This window comes from Paraburkholderia sp. EB58, from assembly GCF_050436665.1.
Classification (GTDB): Bacteria; Pseudomonadota; Gammaproteobacteria; order Burkholderiales; family Burkholderiaceae; genus Paraburkholderia.
In genome coordinates, this window is record NZ_JBNDMQ010000049.1 from 43112 (window position 1) to 61592 (window position 18481).

Genomic DNA, 18481 nt, shown 5'->3' on the forward strand with positions numbered 1-18481 from the left:
ATGAGTACCGTGCTGTCATGGGGCCGTTATCCGAACTCGCCGCAGGAGGTACACGCTGTCCCATGGCGTGACGCTGCTCGCGACGCGTGGCTGGATGCGAGCCGTGAACACGGCACGGCTCTCGCGTTCGGCAATGGCCGCAGCTATGGCGACAGTTGTCTCGCCGCCTCGGGCCATGTGGTGCAGACCCTGCCGCTAGACCGCCTGATCGCGGCAGACTGGCAAACCGGCGTACTGCGTGCCGAGCCGGGTGTCACCCTCGAACAGATCCTTGACGTCGCCATCCCGCGCGGCTGGATGCTGCCGGTAACACCAGGCACTAAGTACGCAACCTTGGGCGGCGCGATCGCCAACGACGTCCATGGCAAGAATCACCATGTACGCGGGACCTTCGGCCGGCACGTACGCCGCTTTGCGCTCGCGCGCAGCGACGGTAGCCAGTTCGAATGCGCGCCGGACGAACATCCTGAGTTTTACTCCGCCACAATCGGCGGACTTGGGCTCACCGGGCTCATCCTGTGGGCTGAGATCCAGTTGATGCCGATCCGCTCGAGCCTGATCGACGTAACGAGTATCCGCTTCGCCAATCTCGACGGATTCTTCGCGCTGTCGGAACGGCTCGATCCATTGCACGAATATAGTGTGGCCTGGGTGGACTGCCAGAGCCGCGGCGCTGGCCTCGGACGCGGCATCTTCATGGTCGGTGATCATGCCGTCGACGGACCGCTTGAAGTCGCGACCCGCAAGAAGCGCACCGTGCCGTTTACGCTCCCGATTCCCGTGTTCAACCGCGTAACCTTGCGCGCCTTCAACGAGCTGTATTACCAGAAGCAGCAACGCGACGAAGTACGCGCGACGGTCACCTACGACTCATACTTCTATCCGCTCGATAGTCTGCTCGAATGGAACCGCATCTACGGCCGCTCGGGATTTCAACAGTACCAGTGCGTCGTACCTCCGGATGCCGCGCGTGACGCAACGCGCGCAATTCTCGACGCTATCGCACATAGCGGCACCGGCTCATTTCTGGCCGTACTCAAGCGCTGCGGTGACGTACTCTCGCCGGGTCTTCTGTCGTTTCCGCTGGAAGGCACGTCGCTGGCACTCGATTTTCCGCAGCGTGACACGTTGAACACGCGGCTGTTTGCCAAGCTCGATGCGATTGTGCGCGAAGCGGGCGGCCGCATCTATCCGGCCAAGGACGCCCATATGCCGGGCGCCGACTTTCGCGCCGCCTACCCTCAATGGCAGCAACTCGAAGCGCTACGCGACCCTGCCCTGCTGTCGCGCTTCTGGGAACGGACCACTCGAACATGAAAAACATTCTTATCGTCGGCGCCACGTCGGCGATCGCCATTGCCTGTGCTCGCCAATGGGCCAAAGAAGGCGCACGCTTTTTCCTCGTTGCCCGTAACGGCGAACGCCTTAAGCAAGTAGCGGACGATCTGACCGCGCGTGGAGCGCAATTCACCGCCTGCCATCAACTCGATATCGACAGTCTGGACCGGCACTCCGGCATGCTCGAGCGTTGTGCGAGTGAACTCGGCGCGCTCGATATCGTGCTGGTGGCGCCCGGCACTTTACCGGACCAGGCGGCGTGCCAGGCAGATCCCTCTGTCGCTGTGCGCGAATTCAATACCAATGCCGTTTCCGTAATCGCCCTGCTAACGCCGATTGCTAACGTGCTCGAAGCTCAAAAGCGCGGCGCCCTGGCCGTGATCTCGTCGGTTGCGGGCGATCGCGGGCGTCCGTCGAACTATCTCTATGGCAGCGCCAAGGCCGCGCTTTCCGCTTTCTGCGAAGGGTTGAATGCACGACTGTTCAAGTCCGGTGTACATGTGCTAACGATAAAGCCGGGCTTTGTCGCCACGCCGATGACCGCGGGCCTGCCGTTACCGGGACCACTTGTGGCGACTCCCGAGCAAGTGGCAAACGATATCGTGAGCGCTATCGAGAAACGCAAGGACGTGCTGTACACGCGATGGTTCTGGGCAGGGATCATGCTGATCATCCGTTCCATCCCTCGTCGGGTATTCAAGCGCCTGTCGCTATAACTACAGCCCTTTTCCTCGAGATAACGTACCTTTTATGATGAATAGTCAGGCTCGCCGCGCCTGCGCTTGGGCCCTACTCGGCCTAGGCCTGTTGACACTATGCTCGACGATAGTCGGCGTCGTGCGAAACTTCTCGCCGGTTCCCTATTGGGATCAATGGGACGGGACTATCGAATTTTATATGCGTGCAATGACCGATCCCCTGTCGGCATTCTTCGCGCAACACAACGAGCATCGGCTGGTCCTGCCACAGTTGATATTTTTTGCCGACATGCGGTATTTCGGAGGTCGAAATGTATTCTCGCTTACGGCTAATCTCGTGCTTGCATTGCTGCTGGCAGTCATGCTGTACCGTGTCGTTGCGCGGCACCTCCCGAACACTCGCGTAGACCGCGCGATTACGGCTGGTCTTGCACTAACCCTCGTTTTCTCGTGGGCGCAGCGGGAGAACTTCACATGGGGGTTTCAGTGCCAATGGTTCGCAATCTACCTCTTCGCGCTGTGCTCCTTCCATTCCCTTGAGCGCGCGGCGGAAAGCAAGACGAGCGCGGCAGCATGGTGGTGTGCAACTGCCATCATTTGCGGCGTAATGGCCGCGATGTCGATGGCGAGCGGATTGCTCGTGCTCCCCGTGCTAATCGTGATGGCACTCTATCTGCGTCTGCCGATCTCGAACATCGCGGCTCTCGCGGTGACCTGTGCGGCAACATGGGTGACCTATTTTCATCACTGGACGTCCCCAACTGGTGTCTCGGTGACTGCAGCCATCACCCAACACCCACTCGGCGTATTCGAGTACGTTATGCTGTACCTCGGCGCGCCGCTCTTCTACTCGTTTCCAAGCTGGCCCTCTATAGCGTGGATATTTGGTGCAGTGACGATCACCGGCGTTGCAATTGGGGTGTGGCGGGCGGTGGGTACCGACGAGCGGCCTCGCGCAATTGCATTACTCGCGACGGCTCTGTTTCTTGTCGGCAACGCGCTCATTACTGCGAGCGGGCGGTATTCGCTCGGACTTGACTCCGCGATGGTGTCGCGCTATACAACCGCAGGCTTGCTCGCGATCGCCTGCACAGTGTTGTTCCTATGGCTAAACGCGTCCAAAGGGAGTGTGCGCACCCCCATCGAGAACTGCATCGCGCTTCTCGCCGTGCTGATCTTCATCGGCCAACCGCTAGCTCTGCGCTCAGCACACGTTGAGGTGTATCGCAAGCAAATCGGTGGCCTCGCGCTTCGCTCGCACGTATACGACTCTACCTACACGTCCGGGCTCTTTGAAGCCCAGGCTTTGCGTTCCATCGTTCCGCGCGCGCAAGCAGCGGGGTTATCAATTTTTGCACCGGATAGCGTCGACTACCCGCCGCTGCCCGATCATGTCGACTCTAGCGCTAAGTGTGACGGCCAAATCGACGAAGTCATGCCAACGAAGACAGCTGGGGTATTTGCAGCGCGCGGGTGGGCGGTCGACCCTGACACACATAAGTATGTTCAGTCGGTGCTTTTGGCAACAGCGGACGGACGTGTGCTGGGCGAGGCCCTTACGGGTCAAAGTCGCAACGACTTGCGGCAGCATACCGGCATTCACAACGAATATGGCGGATGGGTGGGATTTTTCCAAAGCCCACCCGACAGACAGGTGGTGGCCCTCGGTGTGCTTTCCAACGGCCGCTATTGCGCATTAACCGATGCACGAGCCGTTTTTACTCGAACTCCTCTGGACTGATTGCCTATGATGTGGCTTCCAATGCAGCGGGACCGGCTCAATGCCCCAAGCCCAAGTTGCCCGCTCGAATCGTGCGGCGTAGCCGTCTCATGAAAAAGGCCAGTGGTGGCAAGGTATCATTCAACCTTTGTGCAGGCTTGGGATCACTCCCATAGTTGACCCTATGATCAAAACCCGCATTCTGATCCCCGGCGGCGCCGGACTGGTTGGCCAGAACCTGGTCGCCAGACTCAAGGCTCAAGGCTTTACAAACCTCGTTGTCCTCGATAAGCATCGTGCAAACCTCGAGGTGCTAAAAAGCGTGCACCCTGAGCTGACGGCGCTGTATGCGGATCTAGCAGAACCTGGTGAATGGATGAGCCACTTCGAGGAAACGGAGGTGGTGGTGATGCTTCAGGCGCAAATCGGTGCTCCGACGATCGAGCCATTCATTCGCAATAATATTGATTCGACCCGACACGTTCTTGCAGCAATCAAGCAGTACAACGTGCCATACACCGTTCATATCAGTTCATCCGTGGTCAACTCCGTGGCCAAGGATTTTTATACCGATACCAAACGCGAGCAGGAAGAGATTGTGGTCGCGTCCGGCATCGATTGCGTGGTGTTGCGGCCAACACTTATGTTTGGCTGGTTCGACCGCAAGCATCTGGGCTGGCTGTCGCGCTTCATGCATCGCGTTCCTGTGTTCCCCGTTCCAGGCAGCGGACGCTACATGCGCCAGCCGCTGTACGTTGGCGATTTCTGCAATGTGATCATTAGCTGCATCAAGTCGCGCGTGAAAGGTCAGGCGTTCAACATTACCGGACTCGAGCGCGTTGACTATATCGACATTATTCGGCAAATCAAACGCGCAACGAACGCCCGCTGCGCGATCGTCCGCATTCCTTACGGACTCTTCTACGTGCTGTTGAAAGTTTACGCGCTCTTCAGCAAAAACCCGCCCTTCACGGCCGATCAGCTCAAAGCGCTGACCGCCGGCGATGAATTTGAAGTGATCGACTGGGAAGGCATCTTCAATATCCGCGCGACGCCGTTCGCAAAAGCTATGGACGAGACCTTCAACGATCCGACCTATAGCCGCATCGCGCTAGCGTTCTAAAGCTATGAACGACGAACGAATTGCTGTGCTTGGCGCGGGTCCGATGGGACTCGCCGCTGCCTATCAATTGGTAAAGGATGGCCGCAAACCGGTTATCTTCGAGGCCGACGACCGGGTTGGTGGCATGGCCGCCTGCTTCGATTTCGGTGGTCTGTCAATTGAGCGCTATTACCACTTTCACGCGATTTCCGACCACGCGTTCTTCCAGATGTTGGATGAACTGGGAATCGAGCAGGAGATGAAATGGGTCGAGACGAAAATGGGTTATTACTACCAAGGTGAAATACAACCTTGGGGCAATCCCATCGCTCTGCTCAAATTCCGCGGCCTCAGCTGGAGCGCAAAATTCCGCTATGGCCTGCATGCGTTTTTGTCGACAAAGCGTGACAACCATGAGTCCCTTGACAAGGTGGAGGCAAGCGGATGGATTCGGCGCTGGGTTGGGGAAGAAGCGTGGGAAGTGCTTTGGCGCCGGCTCTTCGACTACAAGTTCTATGATTACTCGAACAACCTTTCTGCCGCTTGGATCTGGAGCCGCATCCGCCGTATAGGCCGCTCGCGCTACAATATTTTTCGCGAAAAGCTAGGTTACCTCGAAGGTGGCTCCGACACATTGCTGCATGCCATGCGCGACGCAATAGTTGCTGGCGGCGGAGATCTGCGTCTGAGCACGCCGGTGCAGAAGGTTGTGATGGAAGGTGGTGTCGTCAAAGGCATCGAGTCGAACGGCGAGGTCATTGCTTTCGACAAGGTGATCAGCACGATTCCGTTGCCGTACGTGCCACGGTTGATGCCGGATCTCCCTCCGGAGATCCTCGAGGCATACAAACGGGTGAACTACGTTGCGGTGGTCTGTGTGATCGTGAAGTTAAAGCGCGCCGTAAGCGTTAACTTCTGGCTCAATACGAACGACCCGGACATGGATATTCCGGGGATTGTCGAGTATACGAATCTGCGTCCACTCGACCAGCATATCGTATACGTACCGTTCTACGTACCAGGCGAGCATCCGAAGTATCAGGAACCGAACGAAGTGTTCATCGATAAGGTGAAGCGTTATCTCATGAAGATCAATCCGTCCCTGACACCGGACGACTTCATCGATGTACGCGCCAGTAGGTATCGCTATGCTCAGCCCGTTTGCGATCCTGGCTATCTCGACCGGCTGCCGCCGCTCGAACTGCCAATCAAGGGACTGCTGGTTGCGGATACGTCTTACTACTATCCCGAGGACCGCGGTATATCGGAGAGCATCGCCTTGGGTCGCAAGATGGCGGGACTAGTATGACGCGGATGCACATGTTAGCGAAGCGTATCCCGGTGTCGAGACGCTTCGCGCTCTTCCTGGTGACTGGGGGATTTGCGGCTGCCGTCAACTGGGGAAGCCGAATCGTCTACAACCTATGGGTGCCGTATTCCGCGGCGATCATACTGGCTTTTTTCACCGGGATGATCACTGCATTCGCGCTGGCGAAGCTGTTCGTATTCACCGAAAGTACGCATTCGACAGCGAAGTCCGCTTTCTTCTTTACGATGGTGAATGTCGTTGCGATTGCGCAAACTTGGCTCGTTAGTGTGGGCCTCGCCTACTATGTGTTCCCTCGTCTTGGCATCGTTTCGCACGTACGCGAGCTAGCTCATCTGTTCGGAGTGGCCATTCCCGTGTTCACGAGCTACATCGGACACAAGAAGTGGTCGTTTAAGGGTAGCACCTGATCTGTATCGCCGTTCATGGACGCGCCCATTGGTCAAACTCCAATGCATGTGGGCCGATTACGTACTACTTCTTGTTCTATTCGGTACTGCCGTCACCTGCAAATAGATTCGCTTACGCACCTAGCAGACACTAATGGCCTCTAGTGGGCATGCTTTGCAATGAATACGAGCTGGTTGGTTCTCAGTACGTCTTCGGAATAAATCTCACGAAGATCATCTGGAATCGGATAGTCATCGTAGGTCCTGTGTTCTTTCACGACATCAAAGCCGACTCGCCGAGCCGCTCGCAATATCTGGTTAGCGGTCGCCCGGTTTAGGTTTTCATACATGCACAACAAATCATTAGCAGCGCTCCTGTCCCCAACGCGCTTTTTGATTTCATTGCAAAACACGTCGTGCTGAATAGAAAGATGCGACCAAGGATCTGGCATCCAATGCTGGAAGTGCGATCCAAACGCCGAATAAAAGAGGGGTGTTGTTTGGAGGAACATTACACCATCAGGGCGAAGAACTCGCTTCATCTTCGCCAGACAGTCCACGATCAGGTCGTGCTGAACATGTTCAAAGACCGACCAACTGTAGATGACATCGAACATCCCAAGGTCGTCCAATGGTGTATCTGCATCGACCTGCTTTAGAAGCAGATTGCCCGGCGCGTCGTCGAGCCCAATATTCTTCTTTGCATTGGGCAGCGTATTCCAGATCTTTGGATTAATGTCGATCGCAACAATGTGACGCGGCTGATGGCATAGGGCGATGCCTAATGAACTCGCGCCTTCCCCGCAGCCGAAGTCCAATATGTCCCGATTTCTCAGGCCGCCGTATTCAGCGGTCCAGTCCGCAAGAACCCGAGGAATATCAAGAAATTCGGCGCGGAAGGTCGGATCTCGAATTTCAGCAACAGACCAGTTTACGACCATTGGAATCTCCGAAACGAAGGCCCTAGGCGGAATATTACCTGACACTACCCAACGGACCTAATGGACAAAAGAGCTTTCCCGAATTGGAGAGCGCGTAAAACTTGACCTGTTGCCATTGGGTTGTTCTTCCGAATCCGAACCATCCCAGATTCTGGTCGAAGGTCTGAGCAAGGCTCTCTTCAGCGCGCGCACTCCTGCGGATGCTGCGTGCTGCACCAACAATGTGATTCGTTGCGTCAACAGCGATAACCGTGGTCGCCGGTTTATGCTCTTCGGCCATCCAAGCCCAGCCGGAGATGGTTGCGGGGGCTCCAACTACGTCGAAATATCTGGCTGATTGCTTGCTTTCAATTGGTGAGATGCTTTCAACTTCGCCCTTGCAAGTGGTTTCTTTTCTGCTCGAGAGGAAGGCCGCTGCATCGTCACCCATTCGGAATGGGAAATAGGCGAAAACTCCGATGCCCCGCGCACCAGCATATTGTATGTATTCCGCGACTTCAGGTTCGCTCGTATCTAACAGTTTTAACTCGTCGCTGTCGTTGATCTGTACGAAGCTGGCCAACGCCGCCTCCCAAGTCTTGTTCCGGGCTTTTTCCCATAGTCTTTCTTCCCTTCTCGAACCAGACAGCGTGAAGGCGAGGAGGATCACCAGAGCCATTACCATTGATGCCGGCACGACACGACGGTGAGACTCGCGCAACTGAAAGAGGACGCCAGAAAACACCGCATAAACACCGAGCCATCCCAAGGCGGCGAATGAAGCATATTTCTTGTTGGCTCCTTCCAGTATGCCAAACTGGGCACGAGAGAGACCCGCGGCGAGGCTCGTACCGATTACGACGGTCAATAGCACGAATCCGAAGATGGCGAGTCGACCTCCGAGTCCGGGATGCATGCGGCGCGCGACAGCAAAGACCACGGCTGTCACAAATACCACGCCCCCGCATAGCGCAGCAATAAATGGTGAGTCGCGCCACGTCATCAAGCTTGCCGGCCAAGGATCAAGTCGAATGAAGGGGCTTCCCAAATACATTAACGCGAACTTGAAGATTGCGACAACGTCATGCGACCTGGCCGAGGCCGCCGGCGTGATCGCCAGCATGGCCGCTACGTGGATAAGCGCAAGTGTGATCATTGCTGCACTGATAGACGGCTTCCAGCGAAGAACGACAGCGGCCGCGGCGGCTGCGATGAGCACAATCGGAGCGTTACCCAACGTTAGGGTCGCCACTGCCGCCAGTAGCAGCAATTTGCCGATGAGGCGGATATGGTCAAGATGGCTTAGGCTTTCCTGTGCCGAGGCTTCGCTCATAATCAACGCTGCGGACGCGCATATGCAGGCAATTATCCCGAACGGCAGCTGGAAAGGAATTATCAGGGTGTAAAGGAAATTCGGATTGAAGAAGAAAATCGCGATAATGAAGAAAATTGACAGGCGCGTATATCGATTCGAGAAATAACCGCTTCTAACGAAAGCAACCCAAGAAATGAAGGTCGCTAGCGCCTGCAAGACGTTTGTTGCGATGACCTGCCCGTATTCCCTACCAGTGAAGAATCGCTCGTCCAAAAAGGACACTAAACGGCCCGTGAAGATTCGATGCTCGTTATGTGGCGATACTGCGTACGACATAAACCGGCTGAAACTGCCCATCGCGTTATGCATCCGAACATGGTCAAACATGTCGTCGTACCATGGTATCGCAAAGAGATTGTTAGTCTCCCAAACTAGAGTATGCGACTCCACGCTCGCCGCAAGTACGGTGCCAATTGCGAGCAATACATTGACGACGAAGTGCCCGGCTCGTAGACTTCGATTTCGTGCGCCCGCAGTTTGCATGTATATACCACTCCATACTGGATGGTCACAGACAAATGCGGAGTATAGTCCGGTGCCTGCCACGTTGGTCAAAATCGATTATGTGCCGCGTTTGCTAGCCCCCCTCGGGGTAGCTTTTGCGCCAAGACGGAAGCGGCGTCGTCCATTGTTTTTCGACTGACGATGCCGCATGACGCTGACCGCGTCCGCACCAACATTGCAACAGCCCATCACCATCCAGCAGAGTCTTGCAGTGACGAGAGGTTAGCATTAGCTCGACGACGTATAGGTTTCAATAAGCATTTTCGACCTGTTTCGCAAAGGATTTGTATACCTCTGCATACGGGCCAAGCACCGTTTGATCATAGGTGCTCCCCGTCTGCGCATCGCCTGCCGCCCATCGCAACAGTTTCTGGGGATTTGCCGGATCCGCAAATGGGAAAGCGGCCTGCAGATCACCATGCGTCAGATAGACATACCATAGCGTGCGCAAAGCGTGTGCCGTTCTGACGTCATCGCCACTCAGCTCGTTGAAGAACAGGGGCAACCGAACAAGCGCAATCGCACCAGTGAGATCCGGTTGGTGAGCGCACAGCTTCACTCTTTGGCGCGCAAGGTCACCATAAGCGTTTCGCAGAGGCCCTTCAAGGCCGTTGAGGCGGAGCTTTACATCAAAGGGCAGGTCCAGATTGCCACATTCTTCGGATGCAGCTAGCAACGAATTCAATTTTATTTCGACAGATCGTTCGTGCCCGAACGGAACAGCTGCGAATGACGAAGCAGCACATATCACAGCAAGCGCCGGCGCTGCAATTCTTAAAGACAGCGCAGAATGCTGCCATAGTGATACCGCATAGAGGCCGATACTGACGTAAAAAGGGATGAGCATTGCCGATGCGTGAAATCCGCCGAACGCCCACGCGATACCGAAAGACTCCCGCCCTACTACGAACGCAGCCGCCCACAAAAGGCTCACGCCACCGGTGATGAAGGCGGTGCGATCCAGCGCCGTCGCGAAACCGCCGCGCGCCGATGCGGCCATACCGACTAGCCATGCCACGAGTGCGAAGGCGCCGAGGGCCAGGGCGATTGATGGATTCCGGATTCCGAAGCCGCCTCCAATAATCGTAACTCCGTATGTCACGTGCCCGAGCATTCCACTCAAGAAACCATTGTTGGCGTGATGAGGTGGAACGCCATATTTCCCCAACAGCAATAGCCAAGTCACGAGCAGAAACACGCAAATATGGGAAATAAAAATAATCGCGCCACGTTTCGTATGTCCCCGATTGATTCCGACCACGGACACATAAAGCATGTGAACACCAGCCGCCAGCCACAAAAATGAACCTGGCGCCGCACAGAAAGAGGCGAGCAGACAAGTCAAAACAACTATTGGGTATGCTTTAAAACCGTATCTTTCGATCAGCAATACATTGGCCGCCAAAAAAAACATGTCGATGTATAGCCAGATCTGAAATTCCCACAGCAGATAACTCGTTTGCGAAGGGTTAAGTATCGCAACACAGATAAGAAACGCGAGCGCCGTTCGAACTTTCAGATTTGCTACTGATTCTCTGGAGGTAGCGTATATCATTGCCCCGAACGCAAGAAGGAGCGCAGCATTCGCGACTACCATAGGGAACGTAGCTCCTGTAAAAACCGTCAAGAACAGCATCGCGACAGAAACATGAAACGCCACGAGGTGCTCGTTATCGCGCATATTCAGGAAATCGAGGAAGCTGAGCTTGCCATCATGTAGCCTGTCGAGATAGTAGAAATATCCGTAGCTATCTCGAAGCGGCCAGTGCGGCCCATAATGGGCTAACCAAATAGCAAGTAGCCCAGCTGCTGCGACGAACGGCAGCAGCGTTGATATGCGCTGGAGGAAGCCCAGATTCATAGAAATGTGAGCGAAAATTTTAAGCCGCCATGATCGCATACATCTTGCTCCGTTCCGCGTCTCCGTCCACCGAAAGTTCCGCGTGACGTGTACGCCAGTCGCGTCCTATCTCCTGCAGGAGCTGCTTTATGGACTAGTCGCTCGCAAGTGATTTTTCGAGGTTTATATCGCTCCGCTTATTGTTGCAGTCATCATCGCCTGCAGTTAACGTCTAGATAAATCGTCAACCGGGCGTTAGGTTAACTTGCAAGTTGAAACGTACGTTGGCTAGGGGGTCTGGCCAACTTGGCGCGTAACCGGTTGCGTTGCTGACGGCAGCGTGGTCTATGTTTCGCTCGAGTCGATCGCGCAACTCGGCTCAGGCAAGCACCGGCACGTGAACCTACCTAAGGACTGCCGAGAACTCCGCTGTAATATACTTTCACCCTCGTTGGCTTCGGCCTACCGCCGATTCAATCGCCTGATCGTCCGGCGCTCAACTCTCATTACAGGTCCACATCGCACCGATGCCAAGCGTCAAGTTAGCTTTTCCACGTTCGCTTACCCTCTGGGTAACGATATTCCTCGTCGTCTTCACGTCATGGAAGATGATTGCTATCACGTCCGCTTCGCCACTCATCGCCTACCCAGATAACTGGGACTTTGCAAGGGTGGAGAGCTGCATGGGGCTTTGGCAGGATTATGGTAATCCATCGATCGACGCGCATCTTTCAGGTCCGGTAAACCGGCTGGTTCTGAATCGGAAAATCGATATGGATATGTGTGCCGTATCTGTCGACACCCTCTTTCCGTACATCGTGACGCGTTTCTTTAAGACGGGCGACCTTGTTGACTTCCGCTACATCGGTGGCCTGCGAGTATGCGTAGTTATGCTGGGACTTTGCGGCCTTCTCTGGGTCGCACGCACTCCCGGGAGACGTTTGGTAGTCGCAGGCCTCTTCGCGCTGGCTTTTGGTGAGTTCGGGTACATCGCGTACATGAACACGCTTTATAACGAATTCACGGTAATTTTTGGCGTTTTCGTGGCAACCGCCGCACTATGGCTCGCGTTTACGTCGAAAGACGCCCCCTCGCGCGGTTTACGGTGGTTGCTCTATGGCTCTATTATTTGCCTAGGGTTGGCTAAGCCGCAGTTCGCACCACTGGCCGCGGTCGTTGGCATAATCGGCGCGCTTGTCATGCTCCAAAAAGCAGCGCCAAAGCTCTCGTGTATCGCAATGGGCCTGGCCGGGTTTGTCGCAATGATATTACTCGCGGCAGGCAATCCATCAGGATCCGGGTTTGGTCAGAGATTGAAGCTCGTGAACATCACTGACACGGTATTTACCGAAGTGCTTCGTCACGCGCCCGATCCTCAAGCCGCGCTTCGCGATCTCCGTCTTCCGGAAAAATGCAGTGTGATGATCGGAAAGTCTTTCTACTCGCCAGGTGTCGACCAGCATCATCCCTGCCCAGAAGTAATCAATGTAAGCCGTATGAGATTGATACCGTTGTTCTTCAAGCAGCCACAAACTCTGTTCGGCCCGCTGTCGGATGCTATCGCTCAACTAAGACCGTTCCCGGGGCTCCGCTACCATTTCTTCGAAGACCTGTCCTCAGCCGATTCGATTCGCTTTTTGGCGACCAAATTCACGTCACTTGGCACGTACCTGAATCACTTACCTGAACTCCTCTTCCGGCTGATTATCATAACCTCGGTGATCGTGTGTATTCCTATGGTGATCTGGTGTGTTATCGGTCCGCTTTACTGCAGACAAAGCGCACACGGCGCCAGCCTTCTCTTCGCCACTGGGGGATTTTTAGCGCTTTACTCGATCGCTTCCTCTGTATTTGGCGACGGGTCTACAGAGCTCCCCAAGCACACATTTCTATGGTGCTATGGCGTAGGAGTCGAATTCGCTGGAGCCATACTGTTTTTGGCGGAGCTCACCTGGTTCAAGGTAGTGGCCCCTACGTCCCCAAAGGACGTGCTGCTCTAGCAGGACACGGCTACGCGCCGTGGGCGACAGCACCTTGCCGATGGCGAGGCACTGTCCACCCATGGCGCACCAGCACATCCTGGATCGTATAAGTGGCGGCGACGAAGCTAAGTCGCGGAAATACGGGCGGTCAAACGAAGTCGAAATTTGGCTAACAGGCGATCAGCACAAAGCCCACTGTGGTCTCGGACATCTCGCCCAATTTGAACACAAAGGGCGAGACCCGCGCCGCGAATTTACGTGGCTCCCCTCACCGGACGGCCCACGAATACGAACATTCGGTCAAGCCGGAACTTCGTAACGTATCCAATAGCCAGGCCGACGGAGCCACCGAGATATCGCATCGGCTCAGAATCGAATCTCCATTGAAATATCGACTCGATTCCCCAAAAAATGAGTGTCGTTGCTACACCGGTGAGCGCATACAGAACGAAGGTGCGTGCATTGTGCATCGCCTCAGCGCTCTGCCATCGGAAAATCCATTGCTTATCGAGCAGATATTTTACAACCAGGCCGGTGAGGGTACCGACAACCAAGGCGATAAATATCGCATAGTGGCCCGAAAAAATACGCACCGCTATGGCCTGAGCACCGAAATTCGCGGCTGCAGATATGCATGCGAAGAAAGCGTACAAAAAACCTAATTTCATGGCTGACTAAATGCGAACGTTTTCCATTGATTGGAGGGAGCCCTTGCTACCGGTCAGGTCGGTGCTCTCCTTGCGAATCACTGCGGAATCAAAAGCAAGTCGCTCTGACTCAAAAGGATTGGTACCGCCGCCATCATCTGGAACCGGCACCGAAGGACATATCCGATCGCTTGCCTTACGCGCCTTCACGAGCCAGCCGCCTTCCTAGCGCCGACTCGTCTTGCCGTCTCCAACGTCCGTGTCGCTGATCTGACCGTTTAGCGTCCTGGTCGCGCAAGTCTCCGAATCTTTTGTCGAAGTCTTGTCATTGAGTCCGGCGAAACATTCTCAGCCCGTGCGCTCCCGTCCGACTCGCGCGCACTCCCTCCGAATTTCTCACGCAACTCATCCCGATCACGCCACAACGCAGCCGATTGCATCCGCGCTGCCTGCAAGATTCGGTACGCGCCCTCATCCTTCTCGCGCTGTATCCTCTGCAGTAAGGCAAGTGCTCGACCCTGCTCCGTGTTCCCACCGAGCGCCAGCACGTTCTTTACGTCGCTGATAGCGTCCCGTGTTTCCTCGAGGTAGCGCCGTCCAGACTTTCCATCCGGTTCCATATAAGTCCCTTCACACCACTCATTCCAGGAGTGAAGGAACACGATGCGCTCTTCCGCCGGGTAACGCGCGTGGGTATCCAGCATTGCCTGCGACAGCCACAACTTGTAGGCGTCGCCTCCCGTGTTGATATGGACAATCGCACGCGAACCATATCGAGCCGTATTGTCCCAAGGCAGCATCACTGTGCGGAAACGCCGATACTCGGGCCACGGGCGACTCATGTGAAATTTCGCGAACTTGTCATAGTCCACGATACGACCGGTAAAGTCGTCCCCAAGGCCGAGAGTCTCCGCCTCGGTGCTCAAAACGTCCTGCGGAATGACATTCGACGGAATCTCGTAGCTAGCGTCGAACCCGAGTGAGCGAGGTTGCGGCGGCTCGGGGCTCCAATCATCCACCATCACCAGATACACGCCGGGGAAGCCGTGCTTCGCTACTTCATCGCGCCAGATTTCCGTTGTGCTAAGGATGTCCGGAAACAGATGGGCCTTGTATATACACAAGATCGGCTTGCCGTTTACCTTCGTGTAACGCTCATCTTCGAAAAGGGGGATCAGTTCGCGGATAAACGCGAGATCATCGTCCTTCGAGTGCTGCTGCGCGATGATGACTTCGTTGTCACCACCGTCCCAGCGCTTGCTCCAGTTCTCATTGGCCCACAAGAAGAAGAACGGCATCTTCAGGTCCGACTTGATGTAATTCTCAATCGGTTTGTAGAGCAGCTTCTTGCCGTGGAAATAATAGTAATAGAAGCAAAAGCCGGAGATGCCGTGCTCAAGTGCAAGATCTACCTGATCACGCATCACGTCAAAGGAGCGCAGGTCGTAATAGCCCAACTCGCCAGGAATCTTCGGCTGATAATGCCCCTCGAATAGCGGCTTCGCCTTGATGACGTTATTCCACTCCGTAAAGCCCATACCGTGCGCCCAGTTGTTTTCCGGAATCGGATGGAACTGGGGTAAATAGAATGCGAACGTTCGCGGAACCTCACTATCCGGGACCGGATCCTTGAGTGCTAGCGGTAGCGGCTCCTGTTCGAGCACTGCAGACAGGCGTGGCTTATCGCTCGAATACAACGAACGTGGTTCGGCAGGCGCGCCCTTATCCTGAAGGTTGCTCGGCATTCGAGCCGGCTTCCTGCCCACTCGCCCCTCTCTCTCTCCGAACCTGATGAAATGCACCAGAGGATTCACGCCTGCTGTGACAACGTCCGGGTTACGGCTCAAATAGCCTTGAGCATCGAACTCCGGGCTCGGCAGATATCCTAGCGAGCCGCCGATGGACAGAAAATGATCCACAGGACTCAGCTTCGAAGCTTCCACGTCCGGGTGGTGCAAGACATACCATGCTTCGTCAAACAGCGGCGAGGCGGTCAGCGCGGCGCGGTCATCATGATCAATGGCTAGCGCCTTGTGGTCCGCAGAGCCATTGCCCGCGTTCGACGCGGGTACCCCTGACCGTGGGGCCGCAATCGCCCCCTCTTCGTCGCGTCTGGCAAGCACGTCAGTCACATAACGTGTTGCGTCGATCACATCCTGCACCGGCAATTGTCGGGCTGGCCCCAACAGATTGCGGACCAGTTTGACCCCTGGCGCATTGCTGCCGTACAGGCCCGTATAGGGAGTGTACTGGCGGAATGCGCCCATACGGCCCAGCAGCACGATGCCCGGTGTCATGACCGCATTCGCGAGATGCGACGGCCCGCTATCCACTCCGACAAAGAAGCGAGCACGCCGAATCACTTCCGCTGTCTCAAGAATGCTGGTCTTGTTAATCAGATTGACTGCTAGGCCGTTAAGCGGCGAAGGCCGCTCCTCCTTGCTCACCCCAATTTCAACGATAGGAAGTCCAAGTTCCTTGGCAATCCAACCGGCTAGCGCACGCCAGTTGTCGCCAGTCCAGTCCTTCTCGAGATTGTTGGATTCGCGATGAATGACGCAGTATTCAGCCGGCAGAGCGAGCGCATCGACCGCCCGCGCGTCTTCCTCGCGCAGATAAAGGCGCGGAGTTGCCGAAAGCTTCGGCAGGCCGGCTCCGACGGAGAAAGCCTCGAGCAACGCGCCATAGTCGAGCCACTCATAGGCGTTGATGAACGGATTGCCGTGATCCTTGATGAGCGGGACCCGGCAGTGCGAACACACCCGGTAATTGACGTGAAGATCGACTACCTTGTCGTATAGCCCATGACGGGAGATCTTTATCCAGTCCGTCAGGCAGTCGACTGCGACCGTTTCATCGACATGCGGATTTGTGTCGATGAGATCGCGATATGCCCTGTTTACAACCCAGGTCAAATTACAACCCGGGTATTTCATCTTCAAGTAGCGGGCGACTGGCTCGCACGCCACGATATCGCCAATATGCTCTACCAGCCCAATAACGACTCTCATCCCTACCTCATCTCGCAATCACTCGTTCACTACATCAGGTGCTGGCCATCACCTGTTCCGCCACCCAGGCTCACTGGTTCAGGAGCGTTTCACGACTCGCTTCAGCAGGCGCAAGGGGGCGGTAAGCCGCCAGCTACTAGATCCATATACGTCATTTAGCGTCGCCTGCAGCGCCACTTCTCGAGCATGTGCCAGTCCAGCTTCGGCGCGTACACTGACCAGCTCCCTAAGCGCCGGTTCGAGTTCCGTCCGCATCTGGGCGATCTCGGCGCGCAACTGTTCGACCTGCGAGTGCATACCCGCCAGCAGGCGGTTCTTTTCCTCTTCGGCTGCCGCAAGCCGCCGATCTGCCTCGATACGGGCGCCGTCGAGCGCGCGGGCAAGCTGGTGCTCAACATCGCGCTGAAGCGTCTCGTAGGCCGAGCGCAACTCGCGCGCTTCATCCAGACAAATCCGGCCGCCGGACCGCCCGGCGGCACCGTTGCGCAACACCTCATGTTCATACTGAGGCTTGTTCAGCAACGCCAATGCCAGATCATCAGCGGTTTCAATATCCAGCAACAACTCGCACGATCGCAGCGCGTACGCCTCTAGCGGATCCGCTCCAGCCGCCGGCGTGCCGACCAGCGCAATCTCGCGCGCACCGCCAAAAATATTCTCCGGATTTTCCCGGAAGTTGTCGGCATTGTAAGCGAGAACAACGTGCGCTCGAACCCTGTAACCATATTCCTTGAGCAGCGCCAAGCTTCGCAGTCCATCTTCAAGAGAATTACATTCTGCGTAGATAGCGGGTTGACAGCGGCGAATGGTCTGCGCGGCACCGCGCAGGACCATGTCTTCCATGCCCTCCACGTCGATCTTGATCAGTGCGCATGAGGAAACCCCGAGGTCGTCGACAGCGATCGACCGGATTGCCAGCCCTCCCGGTCGCGCGGAGTCGCCTTCGTCGGCGCTCGCATGCACACCGGGAACCAGCACGTCACGCAGGGACGCGCTGCCATAACTGCCCGGCGACTCGATATCGATTGACGGGATCAGTTCGTCCTTTGCCGTCGCCGACGCCACAGCGTGTTCGAGCCGGACATGCTTCAGGCCGTTCGCCGCGATATTGCGGCTCAGCACTTCGAAGCTGCTCGATTGGGCTTCGATGGACACCACTTGCCCCGCTTCCCCAAGATGCCGGGCGAAGGCTAGCGCATGCGTGCCGATATACGCGCCCACGTCGATGATCGTGTCGCCTTCGCGAACCATCGACAGCATGAAGCTCAGTTCGTTCTCTGCCCACTCGCCGTACTTGCGTAGGGAGTCAGTGATCGCCCCCGTGTCGTTTGCAAAGAACGTGACTTGTCCGTAGCGGGAATTCACAGTATCGAGCAGATCATCAGAATGCATTATGCCAACCTCAATTCTTTAGCCGGTTTAGATTTATATATCGCGGCGTGTGTCTAACGGTCTCACGCGGTGCGGCATGATTCGTGGCAAAGAACGCCCCATGCGTGCTTTGCAACAAGTTCAGACAGGTTACTTCGCCAACCAACGTACGTAGCGGTCGACACCTTCCTGCACGCTCAGAAACGGCGCGTCATAGCCCGCGGCACGCAGCTTCGTGAGATCGGCTTGCGTAAAGC

At 55.9% G+C, this 18481-nt stretch carries 13 protein-coding genes and 1 pseudogene; 7 read left to right on the plus strand and 7 right to left on the minus strand.

Annotated features, from left to right (window positions below):
• The 6 genes from P3T40_RS40180 to P3T40_RS40205 all read left to right on the plus strand — a co-directional run bounded on the left by P3T40_RS40180 (position 1) and on the right by P3T40_RS40205 (position 6595).
• Positions 1–1317 carry an FAD-binding oxidoreductase gene (locus P3T40_RS40180; protein WP_429273241.1) on the plus strand — a complete coding sequence of 439 codons (1317 nt, stop codon included), beginning with the start codon at positions 1–3 and terminating at the stop codon, positions 1315–1317.
• Complete coding sequence (locus P3T40_RS40185) at positions 1314–2054, plus strand: SDR family oxidoreductase (RefSeq protein WP_429273242.1); 741 nt, start codon at positions 1314–1316, stop codon at positions 2052–2054. Before P3T40_RS40180 ends, P3T40_RS40185 begins: the two co-directional genes overlap by 4 nt.
• Positions 2055–2643: 589 nt before the next feature.
• On the plus strand, positions 2644–3777 hold the full coding sequence (locus tag P3T40_RS40190) for a hypothetical protein (RefSeq protein ID WP_429273243.1): 1134 nt from the start codon (positions 2644–2646) through the stop codon (positions 3775–3777).
• A gap of 163 nt (positions 3778–3940) precedes the next feature.
• Positions 3941–4879: an NAD-dependent epimerase/dehydratase family protein gene (locus P3T40_RS40195; protein WP_429273244.1), complete on the plus strand. Its 939-nt coding sequence runs from the start codon at positions 3941–3943 to the stop codon at positions 4877–4879.
• A gap of 4 nt (positions 4880–4883) precedes the next feature.
• On the plus strand, positions 4884–6167 hold the full coding sequence (locus P3T40_RS40200) for an NAD(P)/FAD-dependent oxidoreductase (protein ID WP_429273245.1): 1284 nt from the start codon (positions 4884–4886) through the stop codon (positions 6165–6167).
• Positions 6164–6595: a GtrA family protein gene (locus P3T40_RS40205; protein WP_429273246.1), complete on the plus strand. Its 432-nt coding sequence runs from the start codon at positions 6164–6166 to the stop codon at positions 6593–6595. Before P3T40_RS40200 ends, P3T40_RS40205 begins: the two co-directional genes overlap by 4 nt.
• A gap of 140 nt (positions 6596–6735) precedes the next feature.
• On the opposite strand, the gene P3T40_RS40210 is transcribed toward P3T40_RS40205, so the two are convergent.
• The 3 genes from P3T40_RS40210 to P3T40_RS40220 all read right to left on the minus strand — a co-directional run bounded on the left by P3T40_RS40210 (position 6736) and on the right by P3T40_RS40220 (position 11234).
• Positions 6736–7515: a class I SAM-dependent methyltransferase gene (locus P3T40_RS40210; RefSeq protein WP_429273247.1), complete on the minus strand. Its 780-nt coding sequence runs from the start codon at positions 7513–7515 to the stop codon at positions 6736–6738.
• Positions 7516–7549: 34 nt separating this feature from the next.
• A complete protein-coding gene (locus tag P3T40_RS40215; protein WP_429273248.1) occupies positions 7550–9196 on the minus strand; it encodes a hypothetical protein in 1647 nt (548 codons plus the stop codon).
• Between the two features lie 427 nt (positions 9197–9623).
• Positions 9624–11234 carry a hypothetical protein gene (locus P3T40_RS40220; protein ID WP_429273249.1) on the minus strand — a complete coding sequence of 537 codons (1611 nt, stop codon included), beginning with the start codon at positions 11232–11234 and terminating at the stop codon, positions 9624–9626.
• A 506-nt stretch (positions 11235–11740) separates the two neighbouring features.
• Here P3T40_RS40220 and P3T40_RS40225 point away from each other — a divergent pair.
• Positions 11741–13213 (plus strand): hypothetical protein, encoded by a 1473-nt coding sequence (locus P3T40_RS40225; RefSeq protein WP_429273250.1) that lies wholly within the window; start codon positions 11741–11743, stop codon positions 13211–13213.
• 236 nt (positions 13214–13449) lie between these two features.
• Here P3T40_RS40225 and P3T40_RS40230 read toward each other — a convergent pair whose 3' ends face one another.
• The 4 genes and pseudogenes from P3T40_RS40230 to P3T40_RS40245 form a co-directional block, all read right to left on the minus strand.
• Positions 13450–13863, minus strand: a complete 414-nt coding sequence (locus P3T40_RS40230; RefSeq protein WP_429273251.1) for a GtrA family protein — start codon at positions 13861–13863, stop codon at positions 13450–13452.
• A gap of 257 nt (positions 13864–14120) precedes the next feature.
• Complete coding sequence (locus P3T40_RS40235; protein WP_429273252.1) at positions 14121–16853, minus strand: glycoside hydrolase family 99-like domain-containing protein; 2733 nt, start codon at positions 16851–16853, stop codon at positions 14121–14123.
• Positions 16854–16931: 78 nt separating this feature from the next.
• Positions 16932–18245 (minus strand): FkbM family methyltransferase, encoded by a 1314-nt coding sequence (locus P3T40_RS40240; protein WP_429273253.1) that lies wholly within the window; start codon positions 18243–18245, stop codon positions 16932–16934.
• Between the two features lie 129 nt (positions 18246–18374).
• Positions 18375–18481 (minus strand): annotated as a pseudogene (locus P3T40_RS40245) (ADP-glyceromanno-heptose 6-epimerase); the annotation flags it as partial.